This window comes from Pinirhizobacter sp., assembly GCF_036499745.1.
GTDB lineage: Bacteria > Pseudomonadota > Gammaproteobacteria > Xanthomonadales > Rhodanobacteraceae > Pinirhizobacter.
In genome coordinates, this window is record NZ_DASYDG010000015.1 from 1 (window position 1) to 11,883 (window position 11,883).

The window sequence follows — 11,883 nt, forward strand, 5'->3', positions numbered from 1 at the left end:
ATTGATCGGCGCCGACGGCATCAGCCCAAAGCGGGCGCTGGCTGAGATTTCCGAACTGGCGCACAAGGTGATCGAGCGCCAGTACAGGATATTGAACGAGCAGATCATGCCGGCCCTGGCCGAGCGCAAGATCCGCATCGTCCGCCGCACACAGTGGACCAACAAGCAGAAACTCTGGGTGCGCCGTTACTTCCGCCAGGAAGTGGCGCCGCTGGTGACGCCGATCGGGCTGGATCCCACCCACCCGTTCCCCCGCCTGGTCAACAAGAGCCTGAACTTCATCGTGCAACTGGAAGGCGTGGACGCCTTCGGCCGTGATTCGGGCCTGGCCATCGTGCCGGCGCCGCGCATCCTGCCGCGCATCATCAAGCTGCCCGATGAAGTCATCGTCGATGGCGACAACTTCATCCTGCTTTCCTCGATCATCCACGCCCATGCCGAGGAACTTTTCCCGGGCATGAAGGTGCTCGGTTGCTATCAGTTTCGCCTTACCCGAAACGCCGACCTCTCCATCGATGCCGACGAAGTGGATGACCTCGCCCGCGCGCTGCGCGGCGAGCTTTCATCGCGCCGCTTCGGCGATGGCGTACGCCTGGAAGTGGCCGACAACTGCCCCCGGCCGCTGAGCGATTACCTGCTCAAGCAATTCGCGCTGGGCCCGGATGAACTCTACGAGGTAAACGGCCCGGTCAACCTCGCACGCCTCTTCCCCATCGCCGCGTTGCCTGAGTTCGCCCGCCTGCAGTACCCGACCTTCGTACCCTCGCTGCCCAAATCGCTGCGTGCCGGCGTGGACATCTTCCAGGCGATCGCCGCCCACGACATCCTGCTGCTGCACCCCTATGAATCGTTCACACCGGTGGTGGACCTGCTGCGCCAGGCGGCCAAGGATCCGCAGGTACTTACCATCAAGCAGACGCTGTATCGCAGCGGCGCTACGTCGGAAATCGTCGATGCCCTGGTGGAAGCGGCCCGTGCCGGCAAGGAAGTGACCGCCGTGGTGGAACTGCGCGCGCGCTTCGACGAGGAATCGAACCTGTCGCTGGCCTCGCGCCTGCAGACCGCCGGCGCGATTGTCATCTACGGCGTTGTGGGGGTAAAAACCCACGCCAAGATGATGCTGGTTCAGCGTCGCGAGAACGGTGTGCTGGTGCGCTATGCGCACCTGGGTACCGGCAACTACCACACCGGCAACGCACGCCTCTACACCGACTACAGCCTGCTCACCTCCGACGAAGCCCTCTGCGAGGACGTGCACCGCCTCTTCAGCGAACTTACCGGCATGGGCAAGGTACTGCGCATGAAGCGCCTGCTGCGCGCGCCATTCACACTGAAGAAGACCCTGCTGGAACTTATTTCCGCCGAGACGGGCCGCGCGGCGGCGGGCGCACCAGCGCAGATCGTCATCAAGGTTAATGCCATCACCGACCCGAAGGTGATCCGCGCACTTTACCGGGCCTCGATCGCCGGCGTAAAAGTCGACCTGATCGTGCGCGGCATGTGTTGTCTGCGCCCCGGCGTGCCCGGTATCTCGCAGAACATTCGCGTGCGCAGCATCGTCGGCCGCTTCCTGGAGCACAGCCGTGCCTACTGGTTCCACAACGCCGGCGAGCCACTGTTGTACCTGGCCAGCGCCGACCTTATGGAACGCAACCTCGACCGGCGTGTGGAAACCGGCTTCCCCATCGAGGGGAAAAAGCTGCAGCAGCGGGTGAAGAAGGAACTGGACATGTACATGGCCGACAACGCCAATGCCTGGATCCTGCAGGCCGACGGGTCCTATGTACGTACCACCCATACGCAGCCACCCCGCGACGTGCAGATGCAGTTGCTTGAGAAGCTCTCGGCCGCTCCCGCGCAGCCGAGCTGATTACCGGTTCAGCTGGCGGCGCGCTTGCGTGCCGCCTTTTTGGCCGCAGCCTTGCGCACGGCCGGGCCCTTGGTCCGCGCGGCCTTCTTTGCCGCCGCGCTGCGCGCTGCTGCCGGACGCTTGCGCGCGGCCGCCTTGCCCTGGCGGGATAACGCCGTCTTGCTGGCCGACGCCGTACCCTCGCGCTTGAGCGCCTTCTTCGTGGCCGTCGACCGCCTGGTCGATGTCTTCTTTGCCGCGCCCTTGCGATGGGAAGCTGCGGTGTCTTGTGCGGCCTTCTTCTTCGTTGCCTTGCTCGCGGTTTTTTTCACCGGCGCCTTGACGCCGGCGCGGCGTGCCTTGGACAGGCCGATGGCGATGGCCTGTTTGGCCGAGCGGGCGCCATGCTTGCCTTCGCGGACGTGTTCGATTTCCTCATGGACGTATTCGCCGGCCTGCGTGCTGGCGGACTTCCCCGCGCGCTTGTCGGCGCGGACGCGGTCTTGGGTCTTCTTCTCGGGCATGGTGGATGCTCCGTGGCTGGCAGTGCACGCCATGCTCCGCGCCGTTACGTGAACCGGACGGCAAGTCAATGTCCATGCAAAGCGAGCGCGCGCTCCACATCGTGCAAGGTTCCAACCACGCGCGCGCGGCCGGCGAGCACATCGAGGTCCGGCTCGAGCAGGTCCGGCACCATCACCGTCACCATGCCCGCGGCCAGGGCCGCGCGCACGCCGTTATGGGAATCCTCAAGCGCCAGGCACTGGTCCGCCGGCACGCCAAGCCGCTCGGCGGCCAGAAGGTAGGGATCGGGTGCGGGCTTGCCGTGTTCGTAGTCGCCTGCGGCGATCACCGCATGGAACCGGTCGGTAAGCCGATGCGCCGCCAAATGATGCGCGGCCGCCGCATGCGATGACGAGGTGGCGATGGCTCGTGGCAGTTGCAGGCGGTCGAGTGTATCGAGCAACTCCACCACGCCCGCCTTCACCGCCAGCTGGGTGTCGAGCATGGCTGCGAAGCGGCTGTTAGCGGCGTTCCACAGGCCGTCGACGTCGGTGCCGGGCCCCAGCTCTTCAAGCACCAGTTCGCGTGCCCGGGGGCCGTGCAGGCCGATCAGGCGCAGGTACAACGCCATCGGCATGACCACGCCGCGCTCGGCCGATGCCGCCAGCATGGCATCGCGGTAAAGGGTTTCGGTGTCGAAGATCAGGCCGTCCATGTCGAACACCACGGCGGCCGGGAGGAAGTCCAAGGTCAGCATGCAATGGCCCATGGGAGGTGCAAACGCGAGATTTTACCCCTAGGCAGTCCGCCGGGGCGTCGCTAGAGTGGGTCAATCCGTCCGAAGGGGTCCCATCTCATGCCTTGCACCTCGCGTTTTTCGTGGCGCCTTGCCGCGCTTATCGCTTTTGCCCTGTCCAGCGCCGCCGCTGCCCAGGAGGCCACCGCACCGCAATACCCGAACTACCCTTCGGAGACCCCGGCCACTTTCACGCAGAGCAGCGAGGGCTTCGACTACGAACGGCGCCAGGTGATGATTCCCATGCGTGACGGGGTCAAGTTGCATACGGTGATCCTGGTTCCCAAGGGTGCCCACCGCGCCGGCATCCTGCTCACGCGTACGCCCTACGACGCCGATGAACTGACCACGCACGGCCACACCGGCAACCTCGGCGCCACCCTGAACGGTTACGACAACGCACCGGACGTGATCGTCCAGGACGGTTACATTCGCGTGGTGCAGGACATCCGCGGCAAGTACGGTTCAGAGGGCGACTACGTGATGAACCGGCCGCTGCATGGGCCGCAGAACCCCACGCCCGTCGACGAAGCCACCGACACCTACGACACCATCGACTGGTTGGTGAAAAACATCCCCGAGTCCAACGGCCGCGTGGGCACCATCGGCATTTCCTATGACGGTTTCGAGCCGCTGATGTCGCTGGTGAATCCACACCCGGCGCTGAAGGTAGCCGTGCCGATGAACCCGATGGTCGATGGCTGGATGGGCGACGACTGGTTCCACAATGGTGCCTTCCGCGCGCAGAACCTGCCGTACATCCTTGAACAGGCAGCCAGCCGAAAGAACGAGATCAAGTTCAATTCATCGGTACACGACGAATACGACCTGTACCTGCGCGCCGGTGCCACCGGCGAGATGGCGCGTCGCTATGGCCTTGAGCAGGTCGGTTTCTGGCGCAAGCTCATTGCCCATCCGGCCTACGACAGCTTCTGGAGCGACCAGGCAGTGGACAAGGTCCTGGCCGGGCAGCCGCTGAAGGTACCCACCATGCTGGTGCACTCGCTATGGGATCAGGAAGACATCTATGGCGCGATCGCCGTGTACAAGGCGATCAAGCCCAAGGACACCGGCAACGACAAGGTGTTCCTGGTGATGGGACCCTGGCACCACGGCCAGGAGATCGAGAACGCCAGTTCGCTTGGTGCGGTGCAGTTTGGTTCTGACACGGGTCTTTACTTCCGACAGAAGATCCTGCGTCCGTTCCTGGCGCATTACCTCAAGGACGACGCACCGGCCAACCCGGTGGCTCCCGTCACCGCGTACGAAACCGGCAGCAATGTCTGGCGCACCTTCCGCCAGTGGCCGGTGACGACGCAGGCGCGTGCTCTCTACCTCGGCGGCGACGGCAAGCTCGGCTTCGCCAAGCCATCGGGCGAGGCCTACCAGGAATATGTGTCCGATCCCGCCAAGCCCGTGCCCTTCCGCGCCCGGCCGATCCAGCCGGTCGGTTACGACCCGGGGCAGACCTGGTCGGAATGGCTGGTGGACGACCAGCGCGAGGCCTCCGGCCGCCCTGACGTGGTTTCCTGGACCTCCGACGTACTCACCCAGCCGCTGGTGATCCGCGGCCAGCCCGTGGTGCACCTGCGCGCCAGCACCACCGGCACGGACAGCGACTGGGTGGTGAAGCTGATCGACGTCTATCCGGACATGGAGCCGATGGACGCGGCCATGGGCGGTTACCAGCTGATGATCGCCGGCGACATCCTGCGCGGCCGCTACCGCGAGGGGTTCACCGTGGCCAAACCCATCCAGGCCGGCGCGCCACTGGATTATTCCTTCCCGCTACCCACCGCCGACCACGTGTTCCTGCCGGGCCACCGCCTGATGGTGCAGGTGCAGTCCAGCTGGTTCCCGCTGTACGACCGCAACCCGCAGACCTACGTGGACAACATCTTCTTCGCCAGGCCCGGTGACTACAAAAAGGCCACCCAGCGCATCTTCAGCGACAGCCACCTGGACCTTCCCGTCGCCGGGAACTAGGGAATTCCAGGACAGTGATGCATGTGGCCCGTTCGTTGCTTTACGGACCACATGCATCGATCAATTCACCATCGCAAAGGCACCGAGCTTCCCATCCATGCGGCGCGCCCGCGGGCCTGCCGGGAAATCGTCGCTCGACGCCTGCACGGCACGGACGCAATTGCACGAAAAGTGACGCTCGGCGGCATGCTTTTCTTCGGTGTGACCGCGTTGGCCTGGATGGCCTGGCTATCGCCGGTGGTGGACGCGGCACGGCGCATGGGGTTCTCGCTCGACTGGCTCGTCCGCGTACAGCAGGCGTCGCTCGGTAGCGCCGACAGCTTCAACATCATCGCCGCCATCGCGGTCGTGTGCGGCGTGCTGTTTGTCGTCTGGTCCGGCTATGTGCGCCACCTCGTCGCAGCGCGAAAGTCCCAGGCGGGCAAACCGACCGGCGAATAAATACGTTTTCGCAAAAGCATGCCCCATGCATGGGCCGTGTCAACGCGCCCGGCGTGCACGCGTTTGATCTCCCACCACCATCGGAGCGCAAACCATGTCCAAGACCCTCCCCCTCGTTGCCAGCCTGCTGATCGCCTTCGGCGCGTCGGGCATCGTCCTTGCCCAGGACACCCCGGACGCCGCCCCGGCCGCCGGCGCCATGCAGGGACACCGCCAGCCGGATCCCGAGCACCAGGCCCAGCGCCTGACCAAAATGCTGAACCTCACGCCCGACCAGTCGAACAAGATCGCAGCCATCCTGCAGCAGCGGCAGCAACAGATGGCCTCGCTGAAGTCCGACAACGGCGCCGACCCGATGGCCCAGCGCCAGAAGGTGCGCGAGGCAATGAAGTCGTCGCAGTCGCAGATCGATGCCGTACTCACCGATGCACAGCGCCAGCAGTGGCAGGCGATGCGGGAGAAGATGCGCCAGAAGTGGCAGGACAGGAAATCGACGAGCGACCAGGGCTAAATCTCCCCGGTATCGCAATCAACCGATCACCCTCTCTCCATGGGGGTGATCCGGTTTGCTGTGTCGTCCTCGGGCTCGCCTCATCCAGCCCGTATCGAATCTGTCGTAAAAGTTGCCGTTCACGTGTTTGCAGGCTGGACAACACGCCTCTACTGCACGACGGTTCCCGCTCCGGGCGACCGCCGCCCCCGACGCGCAATGGATGCGCGCCGGCATATGCAAGGAGCACCCATGCGTTTGATCCCGCTCGCCGGCCGCCTGGCCCTGGCGTCTGTTCTCGCCCCCGCCACGGCCCTGGCCGACGTCGCCGACGAAGCCCTTACCGGTGATTGGAACGGTATGCGCACGCACCTGGCCGATCGTGGCGTGGCGTTCTCGATCAATTACACCGCGGAGGCTGCACGCAACTACAGCGGCGGTGATCGCCCGCTCAACCGCATCAGCGGGCAGCTCGGCCTTCTAGCCGACCTTGACCTCGACAAGCTCTACGGCTGGCACGATGGGGAGTTCCGTGTGGCCATCACCCACCGCGCCGGCCGCAACCTGAGCGACGATGCCCGCCTGGGCACCTTGCAGCAGGTGCAGGAAGTGTATGGACGCGGCCAGACCTGGCGGCTGACGCAACTGTGGTATCGCCAGGCGTATTTTAACCAGGCGCTCTCGGTGAAATTCGGGCGGATGACGGTCGGCGAGGATTTCGCCGCCTTCGACTGCGCCTTCCAGAACCTCACCTTCTGCGGTTCGCAGCCAGGCAATCTGGTGGGCAACTACTGGTACAACTGGCCGGTAAGCCAGTGGGGACTGGTGCTGACGGCGAAAACCGGTACCACCACCTATGTGAAGGTCGGCGCCTACCAGGTGAACCCGGCCTATCTGCAGAACCGCAACGCCTTCGGGATAAACAATCCCGCCGGCACCACCGGTGCGTTGATCCTGCTGGAGTTCGGTGTCAAGCCCACCTTCGGTGAACTCGACGGTAGCTACAAGTTCGGAGCCTGGTATGACACCTCGCGGCGCGACGACGTCTACACCGACATCGAAGGCGGTTCGCAGGTGCTGAGCCGCCTGCCCGCCGCCCAGCGCCGCGGTGCGTACGGCGGATACGTCAACTTCGAGCAGCAGGTGTCGACGAACGTGCGGCTGTTCCTCAATGCCACGCAGGCTGATCGCCGTACCAGCACGACCGATCGCCAGATCGCCATTGGCGGCAACTGGGGCGCCCCTTTCGCATCCCGTCCCCTGGACGACATCGGCTTTGCCATCGGCACGACGCACGTGAACAGTCGCGTCATCCGTCAGCATCGACAGTTCAACGGCCTGTGGCCCTGGTGGCGTGCGCCGGTGGGCGGTTATGAAGGCGTGGCGGAGCTTTATTACACCTACCGGCCTACCGGCTGGCTGATGCTTCGCCCCAACGTGCAGTACATCAAGCATCCCGGTGGCTCGTCGCGCAACGACAATGCCACGGTGCTGGGATTGAAGTTCAACGTGGACGTCTAAGCCCAGGTTAGCGCTGGATCACCAACAGGGTAGAGGTGGCAGAGGCGTAAAGCTTGCCATCCTCACCCAGCAGGCGCCCTTCGGCGAAAGCCGCGCGGCGACCGATGGTCACCACCCGGCCCTCGGCACGGACACGGCCTGAGTCGCGCGTAAGGGCCTTGTGGTAAGCCACCTTCAGTTCCAGCGTGGTGTACGCCTGGTCGGCGGCAAGTTTGCTGTGCACGGCGCAGCCGCAGCATGAATCGAGCAAGGTGGCGGCATAGCCGCCGTGGATCATGCCGATGGGGTTATAGGCGTGGTCGCCGGGAATGCCGGCGAATACCGCGAAGCCTTCGTCCACCTCGACCAGGTCGAAGTCCAGCGAGATGGCGATGCCCGGCCACCGGCCAGAGGCCTTCAGGGCCTTCAATTGTTCAAGGCCGGTCAGGCCCCGCGCGATTTCATCAGCCAGCGACATAACGGCCATCTCCTTTTTTGGATTATGACCATCATACAAGCCATTGCCCGCTTATTCCACGACCACCGGAATCTTGCCGATGCGCGACTGCCATTCGCGTGGACCGGTCTTGTGCACCGAGCTTCCCGTGCTGTCCACGGCCACCGTCACCGGCATGTCGACCACGTCGAATTCGTAGATCGCTTCCATGCCCAGGTCCTCGAAGGCCACGGTACGCGAGGCCTTGATCGCCTTGGACACCAGATACGCCGCGCCGCCCACGGCCATCAGGTACACCGCCTTGTTGTCGCGGATAGCCTCGATGCCCGCAGGTCCACGCTCGGCCTTGCCGACCATGCCGAGCAGGCCCGTGACCTCCAGCATTTGCCGGGTGAATTTGTCCATGCGCGTAGCAGTCGTGGGGCCAGCGGGACCGACCACTTCATCGCGCACGGGATCAACCGGACCCACGTAGTAGATGAAGCGGTTGGTGAAATCCACCGGCAGTTTCTCGCCCCGGTCGAGCATCTCCACCATGCGTTTGTGGGCGGCGTCACGACCAGTCAGGAGCTTGCCGTTCAGGAGCAGCACCTCGCCTGGTTTCCACGCCGTCACTTCCTCACGGGTAACGGTGTCGAGGTTTACCCGGCGCCCCTTCGAGGCATCGTAGGTAAGCTTGGGCCAGTCTTCCAGCGACGGCGGATCCAGCGCTACCGGCCCTGAACCATCCAGCACGAAATGCGCATGGCGGGTGGCCGCGCAGTTGGGGATCATCGCCACAGGCAGGTTCGCCGCGTGTGTGGGGTAGTCCTTGACCTTGATGTCGAGCACGGTGGTGAGGCCGCCCAGGCCCTGCGCGCCGATGCCCAATGCGTTGACCTTGTCATACAGCTCCAGGCGCAGTTCCTCGGCGCGGTTCGCAGGACCACGGGCGATCAGGTCGGTGATGTCGATCGGCTCCATCAGCGCTTCCTTGGCCAGCAGCATGGCCTTCTCGGCCGTACCGCCGATGCCGATACCGAGCATGCCCGGCGGACACCAGCCCGCACCCATGGTGGGTACGGTCTTGATCACCCAGTCGACGATCGAATCGGACGGGTTCAACATCACGAACTTGGATTTGGCTTCCGAACCACCGCCTTTGGCGGCGACGATCACATCCAACTTGTTACCCGGCACCACCGACACGTTCACCACCGCCGGCGTGTTGTCACGGGTGTTGCTGCGCTTGCCTGCCGGATCGGCCAGTACCGAAGCGCGAAGCTTGTTGTCCGGATCGTTATAGGCGCGGCGCACACCCTCGTTGCACATGTCTTCCACGCCCATCGTGGCGTCGGCCCAATGCACATCCATGCCGATCTTCAGGAACACCGTGACGATGCCGGTGTCCTGGCAGATCGGCCGATGGCCTTCGGCGCACATACGCGAGTTGATCAGGATCTGGGCCATGGCATCCCTGGCCGCCGGTGATTCCTCGCGCTCGTAGGCAGCGGCGAGGTTCTTGATGTAATCCACCGGGTGGTAATAGGAAATGTATTGCAGGGCGTCGGCAACGCTCTGGATGAGGTCTTCCTGCTTGATCGAGGTCATGGCTTGGCGGCTGGCTTTGACGGCAAAGCAGCCATTTTAGCCCACCTGCGGGCGGCGCAGGCCGCGTGGGGCGCGCCCTGGCGTGGCCCGGCCACCATTTAGCCTGTCTGACCAAGCCCGTGGCAGGCGGTGTCGTCGCGGGCAAAGGCCATGGCCAATAACTGGTCATCGGCGGATACGGCATAACGCTCTTCCACCAATAGCGGGCAACCGCGGAAATCGAACTCCATGAACTGCGCATGGGCATGCGGCGGTGCATCGTTGCGCAACGTGATGGTGGCGCCGTGGCGCACCCATTGCCCTTTCGAGGCATTGCCCTCACAGGTGCCGCAATCGCCCAGTGCCACGTATCGGCCCGAATCGAGCAGGCGCAGGGCAAAGGCATTGGGCGCCTTGCGATGCCACCCCGTGCCGGGTTGCCGCCATGGATCCAGATGCGGCAGCACCAGTGGCGCTACCACCACCAGCAGGGCAAGCACGCAAGCCGCCGCGTCACGAAGTACGGCATCGGACCGCCTTGGGTGGGTGCGATCACGCATGCATGGCTTGTGAGTTGTTCATTCCACCACGATGCTAGCGCCGCTATGCTGCCTGCGTCGACCGGCCGGAAGTCACGATGTCAAGACGCCATCCTGAAACCCACGCCTCCGGGCGCGTCGCCTGGCTTCGCGCCGCGGTACTGGGCGCCAATGACGGCGTGATCTCGGTGGCAAGCCTTGCCGTGGGCGTGGCGGCATCAGGCCAGACCCAGGGTACGTTGATGGCTACCTGCGCAGCGGGCCTGATCGCCGGCGCGATGTCGATGGCGGCGGGTGAATATGTCTCGGTTCGTTCGCAGGCCGACACCGAACATGCCGACCTCGCACTTGAGCGCCAGGAACTGGCCACCGATCCCGACCATGAGCTGGCGGAGCTGACGCACATCTACCAGATGCGTGGCCTTGACGCCGCGCTGGCCCATGACGTTGCCACGCAATTGATGGCCCACGACGCCCTGGGCGCCCATGCGCGCGATGAACTGGGTATCACCGAGGAACTGCGCGCACGTCCGGTACAGGCGTCAATGGCATCGGCGCTGGCTTTTTCGCTTGGCGCGTCGGTGCCCCTGGTCACCGTGGCAGTAGCCCCGGCAGCAATGGTGGTGTTCGCGATTATCGGTACCGCGCTGGCAAGCCTGCTTATCCTCGGCGCCGCAGCGGCGCGGGTTGGAAACGCCCCGGTCTGGCGCGGCGCATGGCGTGTCTTTTGCTGGGGTGCGCTGGCGATGGGGATCACCGCCGCCGTCGGTCATCTGTTCGGCAGCTGAAGAAAACGATTCAACAGCAAGCTGCCGATGGGCGTGGTCATTGCATCGCGCAATGCTTGACGCACCACAACCACCAGGCATCGCACGCATGTCCTATCGCATTTCGGGCCTCGACCCCACGCCCTTCATCCATCTCTACCACCTGCCCGACGAAGCACTGCATGCACACCGCGCGGCGCGCTATGTCGCAGGTGCCGAGGGTGGCTTCCCCGACCGCGTGGAGCTGCGCGACGCCCGCCCCGGTGAGTCACTGCTGCTGGTGAACTACGAACACCAGCCGGCCGACACCCCCTATCGTTCGCGCCACGCCGTGTTCGTGCTGGAGGGCGCCACCACCGCGGCAACCTTCCACGACGAGATCCCCTTGCTGTTCCGCAGACGGATGATGTCGCTACGTGCCTTCGATGCGCAGGACATGTTGCAGGAAGCAGCCGTGATGCTTGGCGATGCCATGGAACCGACCGTACAGGAGTGGCTGGCCGATGAGCGGGTGGCTTATATCCACGCCCACTACGCCGGGCCGGGTTGCTACGCCGGACGCATCGACAGGGGCTGACAGTCAGCTACGCAGGTCTTGTCGGACGGGCCTGGCGACCCTTCCGCAGGGCTGTCACGGCTTCACACGCATCGGCAGTAAGGTGGGCGATGCGATGAATGGCCCGTCCGATCGAACGATGAGCTTCTTCCAGGTCGTAATCCGACTGCAACCCGATCCAGAACTGCTCACTGTTCCCCAGTGCACAAGCCAGGCGGACCGCCGTGTCCGCCGTGATTCCGCGCTTGCCGAGCACGATTTCGTTGATTCGCCGCGGTGGCACGTCCATGGCCCGCGCCAACGCATTCTGGCTGATGACAAGCGGTTCCAGAAACTCATGGAACAGCACCTCACCGGGATGAAAATTGGGAAGACATGCCATAGCTGGACCTCAGTGATAATCGACAATGACCACGTCGTGCGCGTCGC

12 protein-coding genes and 1 pseudogene are annotated in these 11,883 nt (G+C 64.3%); 7 read left to right on the forward strand and 6 right to left on the reverse strand.

Annotation, left to right across the window (positions count from 1 at the left end; translation table 11 throughout):
• A partial coding sequence (gene ppk1 / locus VGM61_RS05075) for a polyphosphate kinase 1 (protein ID WP_331521649.1) occupies positions 1-1,870 on the forward strand: 1,870 nt, incomplete at its 5' end.
• An 8-nt stretch (positions 1,871-1,878) separates the two neighbouring features.
• Here ppk1 and VGM61_RS05080 read toward each other — a convergent pair.
• Both VGM61_RS05080 and VGM61_RS05085 read right to left on the reverse strand, forming a co-directional pair.
• Positions 1,879-2,373 (reverse strand): DUF6496 domain-containing protein, encoded by a 495-nt coding sequence (locus VGM61_RS05080; RefSeq protein WP_331521650.1) that lies wholly within the window; start codon positions 2,371-2,373, stop codon positions 1,879-1,881.
• A gap of 65 nt (positions 2,374-2,438) precedes the next feature.
• Positions 2,439-3,110 (reverse strand): HAD family phosphatase, encoded by a 672-nt coding sequence (locus tag VGM61_RS05085; RefSeq protein ID WP_331521651.1) that lies wholly within the window; start codon positions 3,108-3,110, stop codon positions 2,439-2,441.
• Between the two features lie 99 nt (positions 3,111-3,209).
• Between VGM61_RS05085 and VGM61_RS05090 the strand changes: the two genes are divergently transcribed.
• From VGM61_RS05090 to VGM61_RS05105, 4 genes are all read left to right on the forward strand, one after another.
• Positions 3,210-5,135: a CocE/NonD family hydrolase gene (locus VGM61_RS05090; RefSeq protein ID WP_331521652.1), complete on the forward strand. Its 1,926-nt coding sequence runs from the start codon at positions 3,210-3,212 to the stop codon at positions 5,133-5,135.
• 21 nt (positions 5,136-5,156) lie between these two features.
• The gene (locus tag VGM61_RS05095) at positions 5,157-5,576 is read left to right on the forward strand and encodes a hypothetical protein (protein ID WP_331521653.1); all 420 of its coding nucleotides are present in this window, start codon (positions 5,157-5,159) and stop codon (positions 5,574-5,576) included.
• A gap of 94 nt (positions 5,577-5,670) precedes the next feature.
• Positions 5,671-6,087, forward strand: coding sequence for a hypothetical protein (locus tag VGM61_RS05100; protein WP_331521654.1), 417 nt, complete (start codon positions 5,671-5,673; stop codon positions 6,085-6,087).
• 231 nt (positions 6,088-6,318) lie between these two features.
• Positions 6,319-7,587: a carbohydrate porin gene (locus VGM61_RS05105; RefSeq protein ID WP_331521655.1), complete on the forward strand. Its 1,269-nt coding sequence runs from the start codon at positions 6,319-6,321 to the stop codon at positions 7,585-7,587.
• Positions 7,588-7,594: 7 nt separating this feature from the next.
• On the opposite strand, the gene VGM61_RS05110 is transcribed toward VGM61_RS05105, so the two are convergent.
• The 3 genes from VGM61_RS05110 to VGM61_RS05120 all read right to left on the reverse strand — a co-directional run bounded on the left by VGM61_RS05110 (position 7,595) and on the right by VGM61_RS05120 (position 10,152).
• Positions 7,595-8,044, reverse strand: a complete 450-nt coding sequence (locus tag VGM61_RS05110; protein WP_331521656.1) for a PaaI family thioesterase — start codon at positions 8,042-8,044, stop codon at positions 7,595-7,597.
• Positions 8,045-8,095: 51 nt separating this feature from the next.
• Positions 8,096-9,613: a fumarate hydratase gene (locus tag VGM61_RS05115; RefSeq protein WP_331521657.1), complete on the reverse strand. Its 1,518-nt coding sequence runs from the start codon at positions 9,611-9,613 to the stop codon at positions 8,096-8,098.
• Positions 9,614-9,711: 98 nt separating this feature from the next.
• The gene (locus VGM61_RS05120) at positions 9,712-10,152 is read right to left on the reverse strand and encodes a hypothetical protein (protein ID WP_331521658.1); all 441 of its coding nucleotides are present in this window, start codon (positions 10,150-10,152) and stop codon (positions 9,712-9,714) included.
• Positions 10,153-10,229: 77 nt separating this feature from the next.
• Between VGM61_RS05120 and VGM61_RS05125 the strand changes: the two genes are divergently transcribed.
• Entirely contained in the window at positions 10,230-10,919 is a 690-nt protein-coding gene (locus VGM61_RS05125; RefSeq protein ID WP_331521659.1) for a VIT family protein, read from the forward strand.
• Positions 10,920-11,007: 88 nt separating this feature from the next.
• Positions 11,008-11,475, forward strand: coding sequence for a DUF1203 domain-containing protein (locus VGM61_RS05130; RefSeq protein WP_331521660.1), 468 nt, complete (start codon positions 11,008-11,010; stop codon positions 11,473-11,475).
• 73 nt (positions 11,476-11,548) lie between these two features.
• Here the strand turns inward: VGM61_RS05130 and VGM61_RS05135 are convergent.
• A pseudogene (locus tag VGM61_RS05135) lies at positions 11,549-11,836 on the reverse strand (HigA family addiction module antitoxin); the annotation flags it as partial.
• Between the last annotated feature and the right edge of the window lie 47 nt (positions 11,837-11,883).

Bases quoted from the DNA above. Each gene is read 5' to 3' on its own strand.
- VGM61_RS05080 (WP_331521650.1), bottom strand. From the start codon at position 2,373: ATGCCCGAGAAGAAGACCCAAGACCGCGTCCGCGCCGACAAGCGCGCG.
- VGM61_RS05085 (WP_331521651.1), bottom strand. From the start codon at position 3,110: ATGCTGACCTTGGACTTCCTCCCGGCCGCCGTGGTGTTCGACATGGAC.
- VGM61_RS05090 (WP_331521652.1), top strand. From the start codon at position 3,210: ATGCCTTGCACCTCGCGTTTTTCGTGGCGCCTTGCCGCGCTTATCGCT.
- VGM61_RS05095 (WP_331521653.1), top strand. From the start codon at position 5,157: ATGTGGCCCGTTCGTTGCTTTACGGACCACATGCATCGATCAATTCAC.
- VGM61_RS05100 (WP_331521654.1), top strand. From the start codon at position 5,671: ATGTCCAAGACCCTCCCCCTCGTTGCCAGCCTGCTGATCGCCTTCGGC.
- VGM61_RS05105 (WP_331521655.1), top strand. From the start codon at position 6,319: ATGCGTTTGATCCCGCTCGCCGGCCGCCTGGCCCTGGCGTCTGTTCTC.
- VGM61_RS05110 (WP_331521656.1), bottom strand. From the start codon at position 8,044: ATGTCGCTGGCTGATGAAATCGCGCGGGGCCTGACCGGCCTTGAACAA.
- VGM61_RS05115 (WP_331521657.1), bottom strand. From the start codon at position 9,613: ATGACCTCGATCAAGCAGGAAGACCTCATCCAGAGCGTTGCCGACGCC.
- VGM61_RS05120 (WP_331521658.1), bottom strand. From the start codon at position 10,152: ATGCGTGATCGCACCCACCCAAGGCGGTCCGATGCCGTACTTCGTGAC.
- VGM61_RS05125 (WP_331521659.1), top strand. From the start codon at position 10,230: ATGTCAAGACGCCATCCTGAAACCCACGCCTCCGGGCGCGTCGCCTGG.
- VGM61_RS05130 (WP_331521660.1), top strand. From the start codon at position 11,008: ATGTCCTATCGCATTTCGGGCCTCGACCCCACGCCCTTCATCCATCTC.